We start from the raw sequence: 24291 nt of genomic DNA on the forward strand, positions 1-24291 counted from the left end.
ACCCGGTGAGTTGTTTGCCGTGACGGAACACACATGTGAAATGTGCTTTTTTCCCGAGTCGAACGCTGGCAAGCGTTTGGCAATGGTGCGCGTGGGGATCTGCTCTGCAGGGGAGAGGGATCTGATTGCGCATGAAAAAACCCAGCACTGAGGGAGTGCTGGGTGGACACGAAATTTCTTGGGATTTCGGTGACTAGTCCTGCTGTGCGTCTGTGGCAGCGTCCATTTCTTGCTCGTACGAACTGTCGTCGTAGCTGAATTCAGCAGGCGGTTCAATTTGAGTGGTGCTGTCGCTGGGACCACAGCCCACGACAGAGAAGGTGCCGACGAAGACTAGCAACGCGAAAAATGATTTTGCAGCATTCATGGTAGGACTCGATGAAAGGGGGATGAATTTCCACCCCCCAGCCTAATCGCTTTGGAAAGTTCCTGGCAAGCGTTTGGCTCCAAGTTTAGGGGGGTGCAATATTCATCCAGTGAATCTTTGGTTGTCCTTCGACGATCAACCCTCGTCGATTCAACATCACAGGGTCGAATGTTTGCTTCTTTCCGCTGGGCCACTTCACCTCGATCCGAGGCCGGGTTTGGTTGGTGGGGATCCCGATGCAAACCACGGCTTCATTTCGGCACATGTAGCCGTCTCCGGTCACGACCGCGTGCTGAATGGAGTTGTCATTCAGGTGCACCTGGACCGTGGCGCCGATTGCGTCTCGTTCGGAGTCGGTGCCAATGAGTTGCAGCTGCAGCCAATCATTGTCCGTCTTGGTTTGGTTCTCCAGCAGTGCCAACGGGTCCATCAAGTCGCCGATCAAGAAATCGACCAAGCCGTCATGATTCCAATCCAGCCGGGCAACAGAGCGGCCCAGGTGCTGGTTGGCAAAGTAGCCGCTGGCATCGTCGGGCTGCGTTGGAATCCATCGCTGGTCGTGATTGATCAGTAACTGGGTGGGCATCCGGAAGTGTTGCTTCTGTGGTCGTCGATCTTCGATGTCACCATTGCCAACGACAAGATCCTGGTCGCCATCGTTTTCGAAGTCGATGGCTTGTGTTCCAAACCCAAGCATCGTCCGAGAGTGTTCTTCGAGACCACTTGCGAAGACAGCGTCGGTGTAGAGGTGGTCTGTTTGTTGCAGGTAGAGATTGGACAATTCGTCATCGAAATTGGTGACGTGGAAATCGAGAGTGTGGTTGCCATCAAAATCTCCCGCCGCGATTCCCATGCTGGCCAGCGGGCGACCGGTGACCCCGTTGGCGACACCGCTGAGCAGGGCGATGTCATGAAAGGTGTTGTGTGAAGTCGCGTCCCGATCCCAGAGTTGATTTTGAGTTTGGTCATTGGTGACAAAAATTTCGTTGCTGCCATCGGCATCCAAATCACCGACCACCAAACCCATTCCGCGATGTGCGTCCGATGTGGTGGGGCAGAGTTCGCGAAGGGTGTGGCCCTCCAGTGATCCGCTTGGACTGCTGAGGAAAACACGGTCTTCGGCGGCGGTGAACTGCATGGGGCCGGGCAAACGAATGGGCGTCCCGGAGGGATCGTATTGGATCGAATCAAAGATTCGTTCATCGTCCACGTAGTTGACCTCCACGATGTCGGGCAAGTGGTCACCGGACACGTCCGCGATTGCCAACCCGGTGGTATAAATCCCTTGGTTCCAAGTTTTATCCACCTCAACCGATTCAAAGGTGCCGTCGCCTTGGTTGATCAACAGGTGATTGCGTCCCATGTTGCCAACCACCAGGTCAGGGAATCCATCCTGGTTGATATCACCGGCTGTCACGGCCATCGAGTACCCGCGGTCATCGACGTGGGCGGAGGCGGTTGCGTCTGCGAACGAATCGCCCAGGTGACGAGCGAGGTAGTTGCCGGATTTTCCAGGTTCGGTCGCGTTTCCATCGCCCTGGGCAGCGTAGATGTCAGTGTACCCATCCAGGTCAAAATCGAAGCAGGCCAATCCCGAGCCGAGTGGTTGGTGCAGCAGGAAATGTTTTTCGACGGGAGGGTGGGCATTGCGGTACTGGAAGTTCAGGCCCGTTTGCGAAGCAACGTTTTCGAAGTGTGGCTGAATTGATGGTTCGTCACTGGGCGTGTGTTGAGACGGTGTGTCGGAGGCTGGCCTTGTCCGTTCACGCGAACTGACGAGTGACTTCCAGTCGGTTTGAGGGGGCATCGCGGGGGGCAATCCGACGCGTTGAGCGAGCAAGGCATCGGCTGAGTTGACGGTTTGTTTCAGCTGGCTCAACGCAGCGAGGTGTTGATCAACGCGAGCTTGTTGTGGGGTGGTGTATGCGATGGCGTTGAACTGCCACGCAAGCGATTCAAACGGCAGTCCGATGGGGGTGAGTTGTTGAGACAAAATTTGGCAGGCTCGGCCCACGTTGCCTCGTCGAACCACGGTAGAAGTCGCGAGTTCAGCCAGATCCTTTGCCAGTTGGGCGCGTTCTTCCACACGGGATGCCGCTGGGTCGGAGTTCAGGCCACGCAGCGCGGTGCTGAGGCGTCGCAACGCAGACTCGTGGAGTGGTTCCAGTTCAACGGCCCGCTGGAAGGCTTGGCTCGCTGACGCCCATTCTCGGTTGGCCTGGTGCCAGGTTCCGATCGCCATCCAGTGGTCGGGGAACCGTTGGCATTCATTGGGAGCTTCCGCAAAGGCCAAGGAGGCTTCCTCGGTTTTGCCCATCTCCGCCAGGATTCTTGCTCGCAATGCAAGCAAGGCTGGTTCGTCCGCAGCGAAACCGGGAGCGTTTGCAAGGACATCCAGCGCCTGTTGGAATTGATTGTCGTCAAGCTTCTCGCGAGCGATTGCGAGTGCTTTTTGAGATGGCTTGGCGCGTGATTGTTGGCTGTCATGGATTTGTTGATCGGGCGCCAACAAGCAGAGCAGTTCGACGGTTGTCATCGGTGACCTTGGAACCAAGCGTCGTAGGTGCTCATTGGCTTCGAAACGATTGCCTTGTTCGTTTTGAAGTGCCGCGATGGAACGAAGCGAATTCACATTGGAGGGGTCTGACTCGAGCAGTCGCGTGTGTCGGTGGATGGCAGCGTTGTAGTCGCCGCTTTCCGCCAGCCAGGCGGCTGCATTGGCAAGCAGCGTGGGGCGGTGCTGCGGCAACCGTTCGGCGGATTCATCCAGCAACGCGATGGCAGCGTCAAGGTTGTTCAGCGACCGTTCGGTCTGGGCCGTCAGCGCGATCACTTCCAGTTGATCGGGTTGCGATTGCAAGAGCGACCGCAGTTCTGTCAGAGCGCCCGAGGGGTTCCCCGATGCGAGGAGACGTCGGGCATGCAGCAGGGAGGGGGCTGGCTCGTTTGCAGTGTCCGATCCGGTTTGCGACGGAGTTTTCGCAGAGGCGGGCTGGCCAGATTCCGCTGAGCGAGATTGGGGGGGCGAGACTTTGGTGGCAGAGTCCTGGCGATCGCACCCCAGAATCGCAAGCAGCAGAAGCACGCAGAGGCTGGCAGAAAAGGAGGCGACCGGTTCGGTCCGTTTGGACATGGCTCGTCACTGCAGAGGTGAAATCAACGTTGCGGATTTCACTCAGTGTAGCCGACCGGGGCGTTTCGACTGTCGCGTTAAAATCGCAGTTGACCACCAATGCTCAAGCCATGAGCCACGTAATCGTTTTGAATGAATCGGAATTCCGGACGGGAAGGCGAGGTCACCACTCCGGGAGGAGCCAGCAGGTCGGGATCGACATCGCGGTCGATTTGGTCACCCGGGCGAGCGACGTTCGGCATGTAAAGCAGCGTGTAGCCAACCGTCGCGTCCAAGCAGCTGGTGAGGTGCACGCCGAGTGTGAACCCGACTTCTGGAACCATCGTGAACTCATCGCGACTGAACGTGCCGGAATTGTCACGTTGAGCATAGAGGCCGCCGGTGTAATCGTCGGTCACACCGGATTCGGTGATGGTGGTGTTCCCATTGATGGAGACGGTTTGGGATGTCGTTCCCACCGCGACACGCAAGAGGCTTTCCAGCCAAATGCGTTCCAGGTTGGCTTGGTAGACCACTCCCAATTGCAAACCATCAAATTCGTTGCTGGTCCGAAACGCTTCGTTCAGGTTGATCGTGCCGGGGGCGGCGGTGAGTTGTGATTCGAGTGATTCTGAAAACGTCAGCGATTCGTCCAGCTCAATGTGTCGGTACCCGATCAGCCAATCGACTCGGTCGGTGTTGCGGCAGGTCACGCAGTTGCCACCGCATGTTGGGCACAGAGCGATGCGCCCGTTGACCAAGTAGGAGTTGAGTTTGGAACTGGCCCCGATCGACAAACTGCCGTCGACCACGCCGGGATAGTTGATCAGCTGAGAGGTCTCGATATCGGTGTCGGTTCGATAGAACGGGCGAGCCAGAATTTGGGTTCCGCCATCGCGGCTGAAGCCAGATTCATTCGATCCGATCCGGAAGAATTCCCCTTCGATTCCGAACGCTGAGGCCGGCGTGACGAAGAACCCACCGCGGAACCGGATGCCGTTGGTGCTTTCATCGTTGATTTCCCCGCCATACAAGGTTTGGGTGTTTGCCAATCCCAACACACCGGCATCGGTTTGGGCGGTGCCCGTGGGGCTGGTCGTGGCCAAGGCAGGGGTTTCCATGCCGTCGGCCCACCAGCGGATGTAGTCGGTTCGCAACCAAAATCGATCCTGCGTGGCAACGGTGGGAACCAACAGGTTGCTCGGGAACGATTGGCTCGGAAACCCTGCTAAAAATCCGCCACCTTGGGTGCCGGAATTGTAGGCCGCGGTGGCGTAGGGATCGAGGTTGGTTCCACTGACTGGGACGACCGCATACTGTTGAGCTTGCACGCGTTGAGTTTCACATCCGAAGCTCAACAATAAAAACAGCGAGGCGATGATTGCGCCGCAAGTGAATGGTTTGCTGAGAGAGCGTGAAGCGTGGGACGCGAAACGTATTGTGGTCGGGGCTGGCATTTTTTTTCCGTTCTAGATCGGATTCGCTCAAGATTTTGGCGTGTCCAACCGAACGGATCGTCAATCCAAGTCCATGGCGTCAAGACCAAACCAGGATCCTGGGTCGATTCCAACGATGCAGCCGTTGTGAAACAGACCTCCGTCGCATGGTCCCGGGGTGACGTGTGGGACGGTTTGCAGGGCTGTTTGCAGGGCTGTTTGCGGAGGGGACTCTGCGAGCGAGATCGAAAGGAGCGTTCCAACACGTGGACGCGTTTGATGGTCGATGGGGTTCACGCGACGGGAGCGACAGAGATTGACGATGGGCGCATGAAAAAGCCCGACCTTTTCCCCCCGAAAAAGGCCGGGCTTGACTCACGAAATCGATCCGAGCGTTCCACCGGCTCCCCGTTGCCCGGCATCGATTTGTTGTCGCGAGTTCGCTTCAGTCCAATGGATCAGCGATCCGTCGGACGACTTTGCACGCCTGGCGTTTGCATGAACGAAGCCAGGAAACTGCGTTTGCTGTTGTCGACGACTGTGAAGTCGGTCAAGGCAACCACCGTCGGGTTGGTTCCACCCACATCGATGTCGTCGATGCTCTCGCCATTGCCCAAGCTTCCTTCCGAGGCACTTGGGAACTCCGGCCCATCGCTGGTGCCACTTGGCAAGGAAAGACGAGAGACTTGGTACTTGCCGGGCAACAGGTCTTCGAACAGGTACTCACCGTTGGCGTCCGTGGTCACAGTCACGGGAGTGAACGTGCTGCCGTCGGTGAGTGTGCCGGTCAGTTGCAGTTGAACACCGGCGTAGCCAATCTCGCCTGTGTCCCGCACACCGTTGCCGTTGGCGTCACGGTACACGTTGCCCGAGATTTCATTGATGGCTTGGTCAATGGCAGTGGTTGCTGAGGCCGTGTTGTCGGTGGAGTTGGTTTCCGCGGTGGTGGTGGAGACCGTCACGTTGTTGACTTGGTCATCCGTCACGCCATCGTTGACAGAAGCAATGATCGTGAACTGGAACGAACTGCCCGAGGCAATCGTGCCGCCGTTGACCGTGACCGTTTGACCGGTTGCCGACAATGCTCCGCTTGGTCCTGTGCCGCTGACAAACGTCAGTCCGGCTGGCAGAGTGTCAACCGCCGTGACGGCTGCTGCTGGCGAAGGACCGTCGTTGAAGACATTGACGGTGTAAGTCAGTTGGACACCGGTTTGAGCCGTCGTCACATCCACGGTTTTGGTGACTCGCACGTTGGCTTCTGGAACCACGGTGACGGGCACGGATGCCGAGTTGTTGTCGGTCTGAGTTTCACCGGTGTCGGTCGCCAATGAAACGTTGTTGGTGATCGAACCCGAGGCATCGTCGTCGACGGTTGCCGTGATGGTCAGCGTTCGAGTCGTGCCAGGAGCAAGGTCGAATTCAGGGAAGACGATCACGCCATTGGTGGTGCTGGTGGGCGTCACCGCGGCACCGCCTGAGGTGGCGGAGGCAAATGTCAGCCCCGCGGGCAACGTGTCGGTCACGATTGCACCGGTTGCCGTCGAGGGGCTTTCGCCATTGTCGGCTTCGGTGCCGTCGTCGTTGGTGTCGTGAGAGACCACGATGTTGAACGTCACGGTGTCATCGGGACCGAAGGTGGTGGCACCACCCTGGACGGTTTTGGCAATCGTCAAGTCGAACTCAGGCGTCACCGCCACGGTGACGGTGTCGGTGTTGTTGGTGCTGTCCAGTTCCGTCACCCCAGGAACTGCGACGGCTGCCGAGTTGACCAGGTCCGTTGTCACGGTGGGATCCACGTCCGCGGTGACCGTGAAGCTCCGCGTGGTGCCAACTGGAATCGAAGCGTATTCGACTTCCAACAAACGAGTGGTGGTGTTGAAGTTGGAGGTCGAAGAACCCGCCGCGGTGATCACCACGTTGGACAGTCCGGCTGGCAATGTGTCGGTGACGCGAGAGTTGATCGCATCGGAAACGCTGTCGTCGTCATGCGAGACCGTGAAGGTGTAGGTCACGGTGTCCGCACCTGGGACAACGGTGGCTTCCGCCGCCGTCTTTTCCAGGATCAAGTCGATGCGAGCATCGGGATCGATGTTGACGGTGGACGTGTTGTTGTTGGAGTCCGATTCTGGATCCGTGGTGCTGACCGTGGCCGTGTTGGCGATCACATCGAATTCATCCGAGCCGATTCCGACTTCGAATTCAAACGTCAGCGATTCGCTTGGGTCCAGGTTCGGAACGGTGAAGGTCAGGGTTTGACCTGTTTGGATCACGGTGACCCCGGACGTTCCAGCATCAAAGCTGCCAGCGACCAAAGACAGGCCGTCGTCCAAGATGTCGACGACCGAAACCCCGCGAGCTTCGGACGGTCCGGCATTGCTGACCACGACCTGGTAGGTCACAAATCCGCCGGCAACAACTTGGAATGGCGAGGTGCTGTCGATGATGTCATCAGCGTCATCGCCATCGGTGCGATCATCTGGGATCCGAGTTTCAACGACGGTTTTAGCGACCGTCACATCGACTTCACGAACGACGTCGGTGGTGTCATTGGTGGTGACATCGGGTGCGTTGTCAGCTGTTGCGGTGACCGAGTTGTCCAGCGGTGAATTCGCGTCGGCGATGGTGGGATCAACCGTGACGATGATCTCGATGGTTTCGTCTTCCCCGGCGGCCAAGTCACCCAAGACCATTTGGATCTTGCCGATGTCTGGGCCCGCGGTCACGAGGCTGGCCGAACCCGCACCGTCGGTGAAGCTGGCCGAGACAAACGAGACGCCTGCGGGCAGCGTGTCCAACGCGGTGACGTTGATTGCGTTGTCGGAGCTGGTGTTGGTGACCGTGATTTCGTAGGTCAGTTGGTTGCCCGCGGTGACGGTCGTCAAGTTATCCGTTTTGGTCACGCTCAACGTTGCGATCGGAACGTCTGCATTGGCGAGCGAAACGTTGTTCAGCAAGGGGTCGGAGTCGACGGGGTTGGTGGGGTCATTGTCGACTTCCACTTCATAACCACTGACGTGAGCTTCGTTTTCAGGGTCCGCCGTGATGTCGGTGTCGATGTCGGTGAAGACTCGGTAGGTCACCGATCCCGAGGCTGCCAAGGCACCAACACTGAAGGTGCGGATCTCGCGACCGGCTCCGCCGACCTCGGTCGTGGTGGTGGTGGCAACGGCACCGCCGCCGCTGTCTTCGACGCGATCGAACGTCAATCCTTCAGGGATGTAATCTTCGACGCTCACATCGGTCGCGTCGGTGGGACCCAGGTTTTCGATCACCAAGTCAAACACGGCGGTGCCGCCTGCGATCAGGCTCGACGAGGCGGTGACCAGCGACTTGGTGATTCGCAGGTCCGTGTTGGGGACCACGCCAAAGTCGACGGTCGAGTTGGTGTTGTTGTCGGTGCCGTCGGTCGTGGGCTCGCCGTTGACTTCCAGGGTGATCGCACCGCTGACCAAGCCGATTCCATCGACGTAGGTGCCGTCGTTGTCGTCGTTGGCGTTCAGGTCGGTGTCCGCTGCCGCGGTGCCACTGCCAGAGTGCCCAAAGAGTGGTTGGCCCGTTGCGAATTCCGACTCAGGAATCACGACGGCGTAGGTTCCAGGCCCCAGTGGATCGCCGCTGGTCAGCGTGGTGAATGTGTAAGCACCCGAGGTGGCTCCACCGGTCACGGTGGTGGTTGCGATGGGTGTGTCGCCAGCGTCAACGGTGTCAGAGGGACCGCTCAGGGCATACAGTTCGACCACGATTTCATTGCCCACACCGGGGTTGGGGAAATCGGGTTCGCCGGCATCGCGATCGCCGTTGTTCTGGTTGGCTTGGTTGGTGCCGCCGCCATCGTCGATGAAGATTTTACCGCCCAATTCCATGGGCTGAATGCTGGCCAGGTTGATGACGTTTTCGTTGCTGCGTTGGGATTCCAAAACGGCAACGAAGAGGTCCAAACTGGACGCTCCCGCACCACCGTTGCTGGAGACACCATCGACGAAGACTTCGATCGCACCGACGTCGCTGAAGTCGGCACCCGTTCCGGTGTCGGAAAAGGCACTGAATGGCACGAACAATTCTTCAGCTGGGCCACCAATGTTGCTGGGCAGGTCCAGCATGGCGGTCGAGAAGTTGCCGGCATCGGTGTAGATTCGGATTTCCAAACCGTCGGTCACGACCTGATCGCTGCGGACCGAAAGGACGATCCCGGCTGCGTTGTCCGAGTCAGAAAGATCGGCACTGCCCAATCCAGTCGGGTTCAGAGCCAGGGCAACGCCATCCCCATCCACACCGTCGTATTGAACAAGCAGGGTTGCTGTGACATCGCCACCGTTGCTGAAGACCAGTTCACCGGATCCTGTGGCGATTTCAAATTGGCTGTCGCCACTGGATTTGGCATTGAGGTAGATTTCCACATCTCGCTCGTCACCAATCACGGCACCACCGGAGGTCAACGCACCGCTGCTGCTGGTGGTGGTGCTGAGGGCGACGGTTTCGGTGATCGGTTGCGATGGTTGGTCGATCGAGAAGGCATCGATCACCGTGGCCGTGACGCCCGTGTCATCGGTGATGGTGACGGTCGCGGTGTCAGGGAAGACCAAGCCGCTGAGGTCAGCACCACCCGGGGCGTCTTCTTGGGTCAAGAAGTACACACCGGTGGCTGTTGTGCCAGTGGCGTCGGAGCCGTCTAGGTTGGTGAAGCGGTAGGCACCATCGGCCACTGTGGTGACGGAGCCTTCGACAACGTCGGTGCCGATTTCCAGCGTTCCGTTGGAGTTGGCGTCACGGTACAAGGTGATCAACGCACCCTCGATGGCTGGTTCGCCACCGTCCATTGATCCGCTTCCATCGCTGTCGATGTAGGCGACTCCGCTGATTGCACCCAGGTCGGCGGCCATCAGCTCTCGCTTTTGCAGGGATTCCAGTCTCAGACGCCGTTGTCCACGACGACCACGACGGCTGGATTTCGCTTGATCAGCTTGATTGGTGCGACGGTTTTGACCGGTCAGACGGTCGATCATGCGTTGGAAGATCATGTCCAATTCCCTGGAAACTGTTGTCTTGTTGGGGGAGCGTGCGTCTCCGGAGCCTGCCACGCGAAATCATCTGGGATGACGCGACCGGCTCGTGGCTAGGTGGGGCGTTGGATGCGCTCACCCGGCGAATGGTTTCATTCTTCACCGCTCCGAATCCCTCGGCTTCGGTGTAATCGGCATGTTTGCTTCATTCGGGTCAGCTGATTCATTGCGAGTCAGCGGAATTTTTCGAATTGTTCCTCCCAGCACCCCACTTGGGATTGCCGGTCGAATCAGCAGGCCTTGCCAAGCCTTGCAACGTGTTCTCTACCAGCGGTACTCGCCACCGAAGCTGATGCCTTGGGCCCAGTAGTCGGAGTTGTCGAATTCGAAGGCGGGGTAATCAGCCAAGACCGTGCTGGCTGCACCGTTGGGCAATTGAGCCGTGTCGACGCGGCGGTCGATGTGATCGCCAGGTCGCACCACGTTGGACCAGTACAGGAACGTGTATCCGAACGTGGCTCGCAGTTGATCCGTGACTTGGTAACCCAGTGTCAGGTCAAGTTGTGGCAGGACAGAGAACTCGTCGCGGCTGTATTCGCCGATGTTGGAGTTCTGAGCCAGCAAACCGCCCTTTTGAGCTGCCGCACCGTCGATCGATGTTTCACCGTCGATGGTGACTCGTTGGCGAGTGTTGCCAACGCCCAATCGGATCAGGGCATCAAAGGTCCAGTAACCGCGGGTTCGTTTGTACATCCAACCCAGGTCCAACCCGTTGAACTGGTTGCGAGTTCGGAAGTCATCGAAGATGTCGTACTGCATCACCGCTGCGGTGCCTGATGGGATGCTGGTGAGGTCTTCGGTGATTCGAACGCCTTCACGCAGTTCGACTTGGCGGAATCCGATCAGGTATTCAATTCGTTCACAGGTGTGTTCCGGGCAACCGCAGAAGACGCCTTGGCTGCAGCTGGTTTCGCTGCGGCGTAGGTGACGCAGGTTGATTCCCCAGCCTCGCAAGCGACTGTCGACATCGACGGCCACCGTTCCCGCAAGTTGGCTGGGAAATGCGACTTGTTGTTGATCTTCGACGCTGCCGTTGGCCACGTTGATGAAGGGACGACCAAGGTATTGTGAGTCTGCACCACTGGCACGGTAGCTGTCGGTTTCTTCCCCGATTCCAAAACCTTCTGCACCGATGCCCCAGGTGTGGCACTTGTCCAACCAGAATCCAAACTTCAGACGCAAACCGTCCATGTTGTCGGTCAAGACATCTTCTCCGCCGTACAACACGCGACCCGGATCATTCGGGAAACGTTGAGATGGCAACACGTCGGTGGACACCAATGGTGGCAACGACATGCCATCTTGCCACCACATCAGGTACTCAGCCGAGAACCATCCGTCCTGTGGCCAGCAAAGCGTCATGCAGGGACGCATCGCGTCGCAGTCGTTGTACTCGCCGCACATTGGATCGCCGTTGTGGCAAACCCCACTGCCGCAACCGATGCCATCGCATCCGCCATAGCTGAGTGAACCGCAACCGCCATCGCACCCATGGTCGCCGCATCCGCAGCTGCCCATTGGCATGGAGTCGCAACCACCGTCCAGCATCGGGTCGTAGATGACCTGACCGTCCAAGGGCATGGAATGCGTCATCGGGCCTTCTTCAATGATCGGGTGGATCGAAGGCGGCATGGGCGGAGAAGGCAAAGGTGACGTGTGGTCCACCAAGCGAACGTTCGCCGACTTCGGGCGATTCGCGTTGGTCGACTGCGAGGTCGTTTTTTGCGAGAGGTCTCGGACCGGCTGCCACGATGCTCGAGCGTTCTGCTCGATGTAGCTCGCGTTGCGGACCGAACCGGATTGGTTCGACCGAGTTGAATTGGTTTGTGCATGCAGAGGGGCTGCCATCACGGCGAGCGTCCCAAAGATACAGAAGTAAAACAGACGTTTTGACACGGGCGTCACCCATCAATAGCTGGAGTCGGGGGGGGAGGTGAGGATCGACCCCGTTGGCCAGACTGACAAATGCATGTCGAGTCACGCCGTCGGTCGAGAATCACCGGCTCACCACTCGTATCGACCCGGTTTGTCGAGATCCTGCATCCAAAAACCTCAAAATTGGAAAAATCGTTACGGTCGCCGTTCTCGGAAAACTCAGCTGAAGGGCCCTGTCTTGCCAGGATTGCCTGGGTTGTTGGTTTGCAGCCGCGACGGCGGTTTCACGGGCGATTCTGTGAAACAGCGGACTTCCCCTGAAACCGTCTCTGGCGCCGCTATAATGCAGAGGTTCTGATTCCGCCCAGAAACTCGCCTCAACTCCCTCCATGCCAAATCTCCCCCCCAGCTTCCCGTCCCCTGCCGATGAGAATGCTCCCGGTCGTCCTGTGCCCTGGGTCCCAGTGCTTCGATGCATCCTCTGCCGGAGTGGCAGCCAGGAGCACGCTGGCTGGCCCTGGAGGGTCGCGTTGCTCGGCTGCCTGTGCCTGAGTCATTTCGTGGCGGACGCGGCTCATGGTGCGGAACCCGCCACGGCAAACGGCCCCGCACCTGGCGATGTAGCTCCCGTCGACTTCAATTCCCAGATTCGCCCGATCCTCGTCGCGAATTGCACGTCGTGTCACGGTGGGGTGAAGCAAGCCGGTGACGTCTCGTTCATCTATCCCGAGCAAGTCCTGCCGCCGGATGGCTGGATCGTGGAACCGGGTGACCCAGACGCGTCGATCCTGATCGAACGCATCACAACGGACGATGCCGACATCCGCATGCCGCCGCCGGACGAGCATCCCGATCCTCTGTCTCCGGAAGACATTGAGTTGCTACGTCGCTGGATCGCCGAAGGAGCCCCCTGGCAAAACATGTGGGCGCTCACGCCATTGGCACCCGCCGTGTCATCCGTCACTTCCGAGCAGGCCAGCAAAGAGAGACCCCGTTGGGGAACGCAATCACTCGATCAAATCGTGCTGGCAAACTTAACAGCCAAGGATCAAACGCCCAGTGAAGAAGCACCCGCGGAGCAGTGGCTCCGACGAGCCTCGTTTGATTTGATCGGATTGCCACCGTCGGAAGCACAACTCACGGGGTTTCTCTCGAAGCTGGAAGCTTCGTCTTCGCCGAACGAGAAAGAAGCTGCCTATGCCGCAGAAGTCGACGCGATGTTGGCCGAGTCTCACTTTGGCGAACGTTGGGCATCGGTGTGGATGGACCTCGCTCGCTACGCCGACTCGATGGGGTTCGAAAAGGATCCTCACCGTGACATGTGGCCGTACCGTGATTGGTTGATCGAGGCTTTCAACGCCGACATGCCCTACGATCAATTCACTATCAAGCAACTGGCGGGCGACTTGGTCGAAGACGCGACCGCGGAAGACTGGATCGCAACCGCGTTTCATCGCAACACACAAACCAACACCGAAGGCGGGACCGACGACGAAGAGTTTCGCATCGCCGCGCTGATCGACCGAGTCAACACGACTTGGACGGTGTGGCAGGCCAGCACCTTTGGTTGCGTGCAGTGCCATTCGCATCCGTACGATCCGATCGAACACAACGAGTACTACGCATCGTTGGCGATGTTCAACGACACGATGGATGTGGATCTGCCAGACGAGTATCCGACCATTCGGATTCCCAACGATCCGTCCCAATTGGAACAAGCGATCGATGTGCAGCGACGAGCTGAAGAACTGCGTCAGCAACGCAATGCGGTCGGATGGAACGTTGCCCACACCGCGAAATGGCAGTCGCTGGCACCAGCTTCGTTTGCAACCACCGACGGCAAACTGAAGCAGGTCGACAATCAAATCGTCACCGATGGCGGAACCTTCCCGCCTGGCACGAAGTACACGATCGAGTTGGATCTCGAGAGTTTGCAAACTCAATTGGGTGAGCAACCGTTGTCGGCGATGAAGCTGGACATCTTGCCGCTCAGCGATGATCCGGCGCAGTGGCCTGAACAGGGTTCCGTGCTCAGCGAACTCACCGCCGAATGGATCGACGCCGAAGGCAAGGCCAACCCGGTCGAGTGGGCCGGAGTCATCGTGGATGCGATCACCGGCAGCTCCGAACCGGACGATGTTCTTCGTGGCAACGCGTCGGGTGCCGGCGAATACCCGAAGCTGACCGGGCCACGCCAAACCGTGTTTGTGATGCGAAAGCCAAATTCCTGGGAGTCGCTGAACGAAAAGTCCATTCGCACCTTGCGATTGACGATGCGTCAGTCGCACTCGACCTCGGGAAACGTTGCCACACCGATCCGTCGATTGGAATGGTTCGCGACATCGGACGAGGAAGCCAGCCAGTTGCTCGCCAGCGACCAGTGGAAACAACTCAGCGAATCGCTCGCGCAAGCCCGCAAGGAAGCATCGCAGATCAAAGGCCCCAAGTTGCCGATCGTTTCCAATCGTCCGGACACGGCTGGGCGAGAAACACGTGTGTTCGTGCGTGGCAACTGGATGGAACGCGGTGAACAGGTTGATCCGGCCATCCCCGTCGCCTTCACCCAAGGCACCTCGGTTCGTCCCGCGGACGTGAAGAACCGCTTGGACTTAGCACAATGGTTGGTTTCCAATGACAACCCGCTAACACCGCGCGTTTGGGCCAACCGGATTTGGGCTCAGTTGTTCGGAATTGGATTGGTGGAAACGCAAGAGGACTTTGGATCCAGCGGGCTGCAGCCGACCCATCCACAGTTGCTCGATCACTTGGCTTTCCGATTGCGAGACGAGCACCGTTGGCACTTGAAACCGTTCCTGCGTGAGTTGGTGTTGTCATCGACTTATCGCCAAACGCATCACGTCAGCAAAGAACTGCAACAGGCTGATCCGCGAAATCAGTGGTTGGCTCGCGGGCCGCGAACGCGATTGACCGCCGAGATGGTTCGCGATCAAGCCTTGGCTGTGTCAGGATTGTTGACCGAGCAAATCGGTGGCCCGTCCGTCATGCCGCCTCAACCCGATGGCGTTTGGCAGACCGTTTACAGCGGTGCGTCTTGGAAAACCGCGACCGGTCCCGAGCGTTATCGACGGGCGCTCTACACGTACTGGCGACGGACGAGTCCCTACCCGAGTTTCTTGACCTTTGATTCACCCACACGAGATCTGTGTGCACCACGACGAATTGCGACCAACACGCCGTTGCAAGCCTTGGTGACGCTGAATGATCCTGTCTACGCCGAATGCGGGAAGGCTTTGGTCGAACAAACTGCCGCGGCCGATTCCCAGGACGCCAGCAATCCGATCGAGTCACAAATCGCTCGCATGTTCGTTTGGGTGACCCAAAGCGAACCGTCGGAATGGGAACTTCATGAACTGAAGGCTCTTTACGACGACCTGGATGAAACCAGCGGCGTCCCCCAAGGCGACGGCAAACTCGACGTGGACCAGAACGCACTCGCGATTGTGGCCAGCACCATTTTGAACCTCGACAAAGCACTGACCAAATGAATCCTCTCAACGACTCCGTGCGTCATGGTTTGTTGGAATGGCAAACACGGCGACACTTTTTGCAGAACTGCTCCCTCGGTCTGGCCGGGATGTGGTTAGGCAGTCAGGCCAATCTTGCTCGCGGTGAGGCCGCGCAAGTCGGTGACGCGGCACCGATGTTGGCACCGCATTTTCCACCCAAAGCCAAACGTGTGATCTTCCTGCACATGGCAGGCGGACCGAGCCAGTTGGAATTGTTTGACTACAAACCCGACTTGCAGCAACTCGATGGGCAAGACACCCCGGCCAGTTTCTTGGAAGGAAAGCGTTTCGCCTTCATTCAAGGCGTTCCAAAATTGTTGGGGCCGCAATTCCCCTTCGCACAATACGGCGAAAGTGGGGCTTGGGTTTCCGATCGTTTGCCGCACTTTCAGTCGGTGGTCGACAAGGTTTGCTTCGTCAAATCGATGCACACAACTCAGTTCAATCACGGTCCTGCTCAGTTGCTCTTGCACACCGGCAGTCAAAATCTTGGCTCTGCGTCCTTTGGTGCTTGGACGATGTACGGTCTCGGCAGTGAAAACCAAAACCTGCCTGGGTTTGTCGTCCTGGTCTCCGGCGGCAAAACACCGTCGGCAGGAAAGAGCGTTTGGGGATCGGGCTTCCTGCCTTCTGTGCATCAAGGCGTCCAGTGCCGCAGCAAAGGCGACCCGGTCCTGTACCTTTCCAATCCGGAAGGCGTCAGCCGCATTCAGCGACGTCGAGCTTTGGACACGCTGGCCAAGCTCAACCGAGAAACGTTTGAGCAAACCGGTGACGCCGAAGTGCTCACGCGAATTTCTCAGTATGAAATGGCGTTCCGGATGCAGACCAGCGCGACCGAAGCGTTTGATTTGACTCAGGAAACCGCCAACGTTCACGCAATGTACGGCACCAAGCCCGGCGAAGAATCGTTTGCGAACAATTGTTTGCTCGCTCGCCGGTTAGCGGAACGCGACGTGCGTTTCATTCAATTGTTTCACTGGGGTTGGGACTCCCACGGTGCGGGAGCCAACGAAGCGATCAACAAAGGATTCCACGATCGTTGCCGTGAAGTCGACCAGCCAATGACGGCGCTACTGAAAGATCTAGATCAACGTGGCCTGCTGGAAGACACGTTGGTTGTCTGGGGCGGCGAGTTTGGTCGGACGCCGATGCGAGAGAATCGCGGCGGTCGCGAGATGAAGTTGATCGGTCGCGACCACAATCCCGGCGCTTTCACGATGTGGTTTGCGGGCGGCGGAATCAAACCCGGCGTTTCGATCGGGCACACGGACGACATCGGCTACGAGGCGGTCGAGAACAAGGTTTCGCCTCACGACTTGCACGCGACACTTCAGCATCTGCTGGGCATCGATCACCACAAGTTGACTTACATGAGCCAAGGCTTGCCGCAACGATTGTCCAACGTGACCCAGCCCTCACGAATCGTGACGGACATGTTTGCTTGAGATGATTCGCCTTGCGAGAGAGAGTTTTTGAAGCCTCATCGGATATCGCACCCATGCACAACGACGAAGATCCGTTTGATTCAACCGGCAGCCAACACGTCGATGCAGACCCGTGGGGTGCTCCGAACTCTCGGTCAACTCGGTGGCCCTTTCGTATCTTCGCGGCGATTTTGGGGGTGTTTACCATTCGGCTTGCTGTCGCCAATGCGCTCCCATTGAACTGGGGCAATTTCTGTTTCGCATTGTTTTATTCGCTGTTCGGCTTGCAGATGCTGATTGCATCCGTCACAGGACGCTGGTGGACGGCTTCCGATCTTGATTCGCTCGCTGATCGATAGAAGGCAGGTGGCACCGTTTGGAAAACGCATCATGTTTCGATTCGACGGCCGCCACCGGGGCGGAACCGCGTGCGATTGGGCGTGCCATCTCGGGGCTTCCACCCCGAGCTATCCATGAGGACTCCTCCGGAGCCTTGGACGCAGATTCGCCCCGGAGGGGGCCGTCATCGTTAGCTCGGAGCGGAAGCCCCGAGGCCATCTGAAATCAGCCGCTGAGGCCTGGGTAGCGTTGTTGCAGTTCGGAGCGGGCTTCGGCGGCGCGGTCGGGTTTGCCGACTTTGGTCCACAGATCCGCGAGTTGTTTCAATGCTTCTGAATGCGGGCCAGGGTGAGTCGAGAACATCAGCTGGGTGTGCAGGTAGGCCAGCAAGGCTCCTTGGTTGTCGCCCATGGCCATGTAGCTGGCACCTTGGGCATTGTAGATTTCGGCAGCCGTCTCGGTGTCCGTTGGATTCAACTTGGCGATCAGTTCGTTGACCATGTCCAGGGCTTCTTTGCCTTGGCCCTGTTTTGCGGTGGCGATGGCCAGGGCTGCTTTGGACAGCGTTTGCAGGCGTGCCCCCTCGGGCGATTGGACACCAATGCTGACGATCTTTTGCAAGTCGCTGGCAGCCTCGGCATCTTTGCCTTGTTTCAGTTTGACCAACGCATTGAGATAAAGCGACTCAACTTTGGTTTCCGCCGAAGGAGCGTTGCGAAGCGACCCGTAGTACTTCGACGCTTGGTCGTACGAGCCCAACTTGACCGCGAGGTCACCGAGCAGTTTGGCTGTTTCGTAGAAGTGCCAAGAGCCCGTGTTTTGCTTGATGAAGTTGAGTGCGGCGGTTGCCGAGGCTCGCAAGTCGCCATTGCCGGACAAAGCCTGCTGGGCCTGGCAGTACATCACGTAGTAGGCGAAGTCCGCTTTTTGAGGGTCCCGATTCAGCTTGCTGGCATCGACGGTCTTGAGTTCCGCGATCGCTTGATCGAATTGGTTGTCGAGTGCGAATTCACGGCCTTGCGTCAGGCCGCCGGGGTCGCCTTGAAAGAGCACCTTCTCGATTGCACCCGCGTTGAACGTTTGGTCTTTGCCGGACACCGACATCACAATGCCGTTCTTGCTGATGGATTTGATCTTTCCCAAGACGACCTCACCACCGCGAGGGTAGAGGCGATCGGTTTGCGCCATGACGGGGGACGCCAGCAGCAATCCGAGCAAAACGGCACTACAGCGAATCGAAAGACGAGCGATGGCAATCATGGATGTCAGTGCTGGAAGAGTGAATGCAGGTTGGGAAGGTGTAGCGAAAGTCGTCAAGACTTTCGGCGAATCATGGTGCAGCTCAAAACTCTTGACGAGTTTCGCTACCCCGGACATGGAGTTGAAATGGAACGTTACTTCAGGCCAGTCGCGGGTTGCCCGGCGGCTTGTTGAATTTGTTTGAGCAGGGCGTCAAACTTTTGCTTTTGCTCGGGCCCGCCCATTTCGGGATACAGGACAACCAGTCCGGTGATGTCTCGAATGGCTTGTTCAACGATGGCGTCGCTGTTCGTCGATTTGCCTTGCAGGTACCGACACAGAGCAACGTGGTAGCGAGATTCAAAGAAGATGTCTCGGAACTGTTCATTTCGCTGAGTGAGTTGACTGATCCGGCCCCAGCCCCAAATCGTGTTCTTCTTGTCTGGTCCAGGGCGACCTCCACTGAGTGCGGACTTGTAGGCTCGACCGGCGAATTTGGGTTGCAACTCGCCTGCCCATTGTTCGTACGTCAGCGCGGCTTCCTTTTGTGCGTCCAGCATCATCGATTTTTGCTTCAGAACGCTTTCCAGCTCATTGAGTGCCGCCGAGTATTCACCTCGCAGACGTTGTGTTTTGCCCAGCAGGAATCGATTGGTCAGGCCTGCTTCAGAAGGATCCTTCAAACTGGTGAAGGTATCGGCAGCCGACTTCAGCAACGCGGCGGCTTGACCGTTGGCTTTCTTTTGACCGGGAGCCATGGTTGCCTCACCGAGTTCCATCAGAGTCTGGCCAACCCATTGCAGGGTCGCTTTGTCGTCCGTTGAATCAGCGATGCGAGTCAGGAAGACCTGGAAGGCATCGACGAGTTTGGTCTTCTTGGCCGGAGGTGCCGTGTCGAGCTGTTGGCGGATGTCGTTTGCCAGCGACACAAACGTGCTGACCAAGCGTTTCTCGCCGTCGGCTCCTTGTGCGTTGGAACGAAGTTCATCGATGGCGCCGGCCGCACGGTCAAGCAATTTGTCCGTGCCATCGTCGCTGGTCGTCATCAGCCCCACAACCGCTTGCAGTTCCGTGCGATACAGATCGGAAATCATGGAAGTGGAGGGTTTGTCCATCTTCGATCGATTGGCGATGGGGCCGAACTTGGGATGGTCCAGTGTTTGGACAGCAGCCTTGGGGGCATCGGTTCGGACTTGGATCTTGGCCAAAGTGAGCGCCGCTTGGAAGGCTTCCATCGACACCAAGCCACCCGAGATCCCGTCGAGTCCCTTCTGAAGTTCCGTGGCGGCGGCCTTCATCTGTGCCTGAGCCTCGTCGGTCTTCTGATCCGAGATCAGTCGAATGGAATCGTTCCACAGCGATTGACCGAGCAACCGCGCCAGCATGAATTTCTGGGGGCCATCGGCCATCTCGTCGATCAGTTTTCGGCTGCCATCAAAGTCATCGTTGCTCAGCGCCAATCGCACCATGATGTCTTGCGCTGCCGCGGCCTTCGGATCGTCAGGCCAGATGCGGACCAAGTAGTCGCCAACGGACTGCAGTTCTTTGAGCCAGTACTCGGCTTCGCGATCACCTGATTGCGCGATCAGTTTTTGAGCGGAGCCCAGTGCCAAGACGCCGCCGACCAACCCTGCGTCGGTTCCAGGAGCGTTCTGCGCGAGGAAACGGCCGGCCACAAAGCTGTCGCGGAAGTGCTCTTCTTGTTGCAGCAGGTAGGTCAAGAACTTGCGGGCTTCGTTGACCTGCATGCTGTCCGATTCGGAATCGATCATCGACAACCCACGCCGCAGGATGATCACGCCGGTCTGACGAGCGTTGACGAGGGAGTCTTCGACTTCCTTGATTTGGTCGGCGGGAGCTTTGTCCGCTTGAAGCTTTTGCAGTTGTTCGCTCAACAACTGAGTCGTTTGAACCAATTGGTTCGCCGAGCTGAAGGCTTCGTCAAAGTTGGCTGGATCGTCAGCGGTGGGAAGTTCCACCGTTTCGTCGCTGGATTCCACCCCGAGTTCGGCCAGCAGAGTTTGGGTTTCGTCGGTGTGAGGACCCTCCACCTTTCTGGCTGACAAGAGCAGTTGTCGGGCGTCGCTGGTCGCTCGCTTTCGCTCGTTGGGTTTGGTGTCTTTCTCGTCCTTGCTTTTCGCGATGAATGCTTTGGCCAGTTCAATCCGCAGTTCTTGAGCAATCGGCAGTCGCTTCTCATTGGGGCGTAGCGTTTTTTCAAACTCTTCGCCTTGTTGGATGGCGTCTTTGTAGTTCGGTGGGTCTTCCGCGAGCGCCAATTTGATCAGTCCGATCGTGGCCCCGATCTTGGGTTCACGAAGCGGATCGGCGTCCTGCTGTTCCAGCATTCGCGTGTAGCTTTCGATCGCCTTTTCTTTTCGACCGAGCAAGCGTTCGATGTCACCGCGTTTGTGGTAGGCGGACGCACCGATGATGTACTTCTCATACTTCTCGCTCAGTTCGACCATCTCGACGAGCGACTTTTCAAGCAGTCCTTTGCCGTCTTGGGCTGGGTTTTCGAACGTCTTCGCGCCCATCAGTTGAGCTTCGCCAGTGTTTTGGCGAGCCAGCAGATACTCGAAACGATACTGGTCCCGCAGAGCGGCCTTGTCGGGATCCTTGGCAGGATCGATCTTGGCGCCCTGCATGCCTTCCAACTTGGATTTCAGATCCGCTTGAATGGCGCTGAATGTTTGGGCGGCCTTGGCATAGGTCTCTCTTGCTTTTTTTCGTTTGTCGAAATCCAGCTCACCGCTCATGTATTGGGCTGCGCGAACCATCTGCAATTTGCCCAGCATCGATCGAGCTTCACTGGCTCGTTCGTGAGACGAATTGGCGTCCACGTAGGCCTGAAGTTCCGCTTCCGCTTTCTCGAATGCTTGGTCGCGTTGGCTGGTGCTTCGAGAGGCGATGGCGGCATCGATCGAGGTCTGGGCTTTTTCGAGCGGGATCGCGGAAAGCAGTTGGGGGTCCACGCCGGGGACATTTGGCAACCGATCCAGGTACACGTCGGCCAGTTCGTAGTAGCCCGCCGAGCGAAGACGTTTCAAAAATTCTTCCGCGGGTTCACCTTCTGCGGCAACGTTGGACGATGACTGCAGAATGGAACTGAAGAACATCGCCGCAACGACCCGGATGGCTAGTCGAGATCGGCGACGAGACGATGGAGTCGGTGCTGGCATAATGGGTGCAGACGAGGTGGGAGAAGAGCTTCGGATGGTGGTGCCGCGACCCTTGCGGTTGTGTTGCATCGCAAAGGACTAGATTAAAGTGCGAAAGTACCGGGAGCAACCTTTTGCGGCCGGATGTGTCCACGAATCCAATGCGTGACCATGCGTATCCCCAACGAAATCAATCGTGACAATCTCTATCGTCGACGCGCGCGAGGTGGCCTTCCCACCCAAACTTACCGGCGGCTGTTTCGGTTGATGCTGGCGTTGGTATTGGTCCTGATGGTGATGAGGCAAGCGGCGCGTCCTGGGGTGTATGCGATCTTCTTTCCCGAGACGATGGTCCCGGTCCAAGTGGAGACAACCTCGCGTTTGACCGAGAAAACCGACGCGCAAGAGGCTCCATCGGAGTGGGAAACGGTTCAGGCTGCCGTCGCAGAACAAATTCTTTCAGAAGACCAAACGCTCGAAGACGGCGAACGTACCCCCACCCGAATGGAGCAGGATTCGCTCATCGCTCAGGTGGACGACGGAACCGTTTGGCGGTCCGCGGATCAGCCCGCTCTGTGCGCGACGTTGGCGCTGCACCGATCACAGCAGGCTTGGTCAGCGGAGCCACCTTTTGAGCCCGTGCTGGAAACGGGCGTGTTGCCGTTGTTGCAGCAGCCGGAGGTTTACCGAGGTCGAACGGTCCGTGCGACCGGAAAGTTGGTGCGGATTGTTTCTGTTCAAGCCAACGCGAACCAATGGGGAATCGATCGCTACTGGGATTGTTGGTTGCAACCCGAAGACGGAAGCCAGCGGCCTTGGCTGGTCATTGTCCCTGAATTGCCCAACGGAATTCGCGAATTGGTGCCGGGCCTTGTGAGTGATTCAACGGCCAGCGGTGCGTTGGATGTGGATTCACCGCTGCCGACGATCATCGTCGAGGGGGAATTTCTGAAACGGCTTTCGTATCAATCTGCCGATGGGGTGGAGCTCACGCCCGTCGTCGTGGGGCACGTGCAAGCAGTCCGGTCCAACGGCAACCCGGTCGTTGGAGCCGCGATTCAGTCTGTGACGGCGGAAGGTTCGGGGGTGCAGTCGCAGGAGAAGTCCCGTCCGCTGTCGTTGGGGATGATTGTTGTGATCGCGACTTTGATTGGGGTGGCGATCGGAGTCTTGGTGATGTGGCGTTCAGCGGTCTCACACCGGCGTCTACGTGCCAGACGCCAGCAAGATCATGTCACCTTGCCGCTGGTGGCGTTTTTGGCGTTGGGGTTCTCGTCCTGGACGGTCAATCAGGCTTGGGGTGTCGCGCCGCAGTCCGACGTTTCTGTTTCCGAGCAAGAGACGAGACTCGGGAAAAGTGACACGTCGTTGCTGGATGTGTTGTCCGGGTTTGACCTCGAGCGATTGCAACGACTCGGCGATCGAATGCGAACCGGAAGCAATGGCGATGCAGCCAGGGACGAGCAAGCCAAGTTGGTGTTCCGGTTGAAGCGGTTGTCGGAATCCACATTGGATCAGCGTCGCCCCGACTCGGGCACCTCATCGGTCTCGGTGGGAGATGCCATGGAGATCGATGGAAAGATTGAGTCGTTGCAATTTGTGGCCGTTCCGGAGGAGTTGACTGAGTTCTTGGGGCTGCGTCAGTTGGTGGAGTTGGTTGTGGCTGATGAAGCTGGATCGCGCATGTTGATCGTTGCTGCGCCGTTGCCAAAGCAGGTTGCGGTGGGGGATCGCTTGTCAGGCGTTGGTGTTGCGGTTCATGGCGGCGACGAAACGCCGGCCATTGCCGTGGCTGGAAATCTCCGTTGGCATCCGGTGCAACCCGAGTCACTCGGCTGGCAGGTGCTCAGCGAGTTGGGGGTGGACATCTCTCGGTTGCCCGAGATTGTGTCGCTCAGTCGCCGGCCCTTGATGGACGCGGACTCGCAGGTTTTCTTTTCAATGATTGGGGCGGCACATCAAGCGGGCTTGATTCCCGTCAGCAGCGAACCGCTGGGGCCCATTGCGTCCGCGATGCGAGCGTCGGCAGTGGAGGTCAGTCCAACGGATCTGTTGAAGGAGCCCCAGAAGTGGATGGGGCAGTGGATCCGGATCGATGTCGAGACAGTCCGGTGGACTCGCGTGTCGGTGGAACTGGATGCTCGGGCTCAAGAGGTTGGCAGCGACCATTACTACCAAATCGACGCGATGGGTGATCTGGGCAATGTGCAGCTGAAGATTGCGACGGAAGATGGCGAGACCGTCACGATGGAAAATCGTTATCCGGTGACGTTGGTGACCGCCGAGTTGCCCGCGTTCCTGGCCGAGGAGAACGCTCTGTCACGCACGATTTCCAAGCCGGTTCGGGTGGAAGGATTTTTCTATCGCTTGTGGAGTTACGAGTCCGATCTCATGGCCTCGCACGACGGCAAGCAGTTTGCGCCGTTGTTGATCGCGGGCCGCTGGGTCGATCGAACCCCAACATCGAAGGATCCCATCGGCGTCCGTTGGATCGGAACCCTCGCAGCGGCGGGAGTGGTCACGGCGATTGTGGCGGCACTCGTGTTCGCTTGGTGCAATCGCCGCGGCGACCGGTTGGCACGCCAGCAGCGAGTGTAGGAGGTGCGTTTTGAGCCACGGTAGTGGCGACACAGCCTTTGCCGGGCCTGTGAAGGCCCGGTTTCAAATTTGAGTTCACGAACCAAGCCCCAACGGGGCGACACAACGAATCCAGCGGAGATATGTGCCGGCCCTTTGGGCCTCAAAACG

The 24291-nt window shown here is 58.1% G+C and carries 10 protein-coding genes; 3 read left to right on the plus strand and 7 right to left on the minus strand.

The genetic code is table 11. The features are described 5' to 3' along the window. Positions 1-193 precede the first annotated feature (193 nt). The 5 genes from PSR62_RS05580 to PSR62_RS05600 form a co-directional block, all read right to left on the minus strand. Positions 194-367 (minus strand): hypothetical protein, encoded by a 174-nt coding sequence (locus PSR62_RS05580; protein ID WP_274406825.1) that lies wholly within the window; start codon positions 365-367, stop codon positions 194-196. 85 nt (positions 368-452) lie between these two features. Then, positions 453-3500, minus strand: a complete 3048-nt coding sequence (locus PSR62_RS05585; RefSeq protein WP_274406826.1) for an FG-GAP-like repeat-containing protein — start codon at positions 3498-3500, stop codon at positions 453-455. A gap of 77 nt (positions 3501-3577) precedes the next feature. Then, complete coding sequence (locus tag PSR62_RS05590) at positions 3578-4810, minus strand: BBP7 family outer membrane beta-barrel protein (RefSeq protein WP_274406827.1); 1233 nt, start codon at positions 4808-4810, stop codon at positions 3578-3580. 563 nt (positions 4811-5373) lie between these two features. After that, positions 5374-9933: an SdrD B-like domain-containing protein gene (locus PSR62_RS05595; RefSeq protein ID WP_274406828.1), complete on the minus strand. Its 4560-nt coding sequence runs from the start codon at positions 9931-9933 to the stop codon at positions 5374-5376. 306 nt (positions 9934-10239) lie between these two features. Then, on the minus strand, positions 10240-11871 hold the full coding sequence (locus tag PSR62_RS05600; RefSeq protein ID WP_274406829.1) for a BBP7 family outer membrane beta-barrel protein: 1632 nt from the start codon (positions 11869-11871) through the stop codon (positions 10240-10242). Between the two features lie 368 nt (positions 11872-12239). On the opposite strand from PSR62_RS05600, the gene PSR62_RS05605 reads away from it, so the two are divergent. Then, on the plus strand, positions 12240-15356 hold the full coding sequence (locus PSR62_RS05605) for a PSD1 and planctomycete cytochrome C domain-containing protein (RefSeq protein ID WP_274406830.1): 3117 nt from the start codon (positions 12240-12242) through the stop codon (positions 15354-15356). After that, positions 15353-16825, plus strand: a complete 1473-nt coding sequence (locus PSR62_RS05610) for a DUF1501 domain-containing protein (protein WP_274406831.1) — start codon at positions 15353-15355, stop codon at positions 16823-16825. The genes PSR62_RS05605 and PSR62_RS05610 overlap by 4 nt, the downstream gene beginning before the upstream one ends. Positions 16826-17368: 543 nt before the next feature. Here the strand turns inward: PSR62_RS05610 and PSR62_RS05615 are convergent. After that, positions 17369-18403, minus strand: a complete 1035-nt coding sequence (locus tag PSR62_RS05615; protein WP_274406832.1) for a tetratricopeptide repeat protein — start codon at positions 18401-18403, stop codon at positions 17369-17371. A 134-nt stretch (positions 18404-18537) separates the two neighbouring features. Continuing rightward, positions 18538-21501: a hypothetical protein gene (locus PSR62_RS05620; protein ID WP_274406833.1), complete on the minus strand. Its 2964-nt coding sequence runs from the start codon at positions 21499-21501 to the stop codon at positions 18538-18540. Between the two features lie 186 nt (positions 21502-21687). Here PSR62_RS05620 and PSR62_RS05625 point away from each other — a divergent pair, with 186 nt between their 5' ends. Continuing rightward, positions 21688-24141 carry a LapA family protein gene (locus PSR62_RS05625; protein ID WP_443217363.1) on the plus strand — a complete coding sequence of 818 codons (2454 nt, stop codon included), beginning with the start codon at positions 21688-21690 and terminating at the stop codon, positions 24139-24141. Positions 24142-24291: the final 150 nt, after the last annotated feature.

This window comes from Rhodopirellula sp. P2 (assembly GCF_028768465.1).
Classification (GTDB): Bacteria; Planctomycetota; Planctomycetia; order Pirellulales; family Pirellulaceae; genus Rhodopirellula.

Excerpts from the sequence above, each read along its gene's own strand:
- PSR62_RS05580 (WP_274406825.1), bottom strand. The coding sequence starts at position 367 with ATGAATGCTGCAAAATCATTTTTCGCGTTGCTAGTCTTCGTCGGCACC.
- PSR62_RS05625 (WP_443217363.1), top strand. The coding sequence starts at position 21,688 with ATGTGTCCACGAATCCAATGCGTGACCATGCGTATCCCCAACGAAATC.
- PSR62_RS05610 (WP_274406831.1), top strand. The coding sequence starts at position 15,353 with ATGAATCCTCTCAACGACTCCGTGCGTCATGGTTTGTTGGAATGGCAA.
- PSR62_RS05595 (WP_274406828.1), bottom strand. The coding sequence starts at position 9,933 with ATGATCTTCCAACGCATGATCGACCGTCTGACCGGTCAAAACCGTCGC.
- PSR62_RS05605 (WP_274406830.1), top strand. The coding sequence starts at position 12,240 with ATGCCAAATCTCCCCCCCAGCTTCCCGTCCCCTGCCGATGAGAATGCT.
- PSR62_RS05585 (WP_274406826.1), bottom strand. The coding sequence starts at position 3,500 with ATGTCCAAACGGACCGAACCGGTCGCCTCCTTTTCTGCCAGCCTCTGC.
- PSR62_RS05615 (WP_274406832.1), bottom strand. The coding sequence starts at position 18,403 with ATGATTGCCATCGCTCGTCTTTCGATTCGCTGTAGTGCCGTTTTGCTC.
- PSR62_RS05620 (WP_274406833.1), bottom strand. The coding sequence starts at position 21,501 with ATGTTCTTCAGTTCCATTCTGCAGTCATCGTCCAACGTTGCCGCAGAA.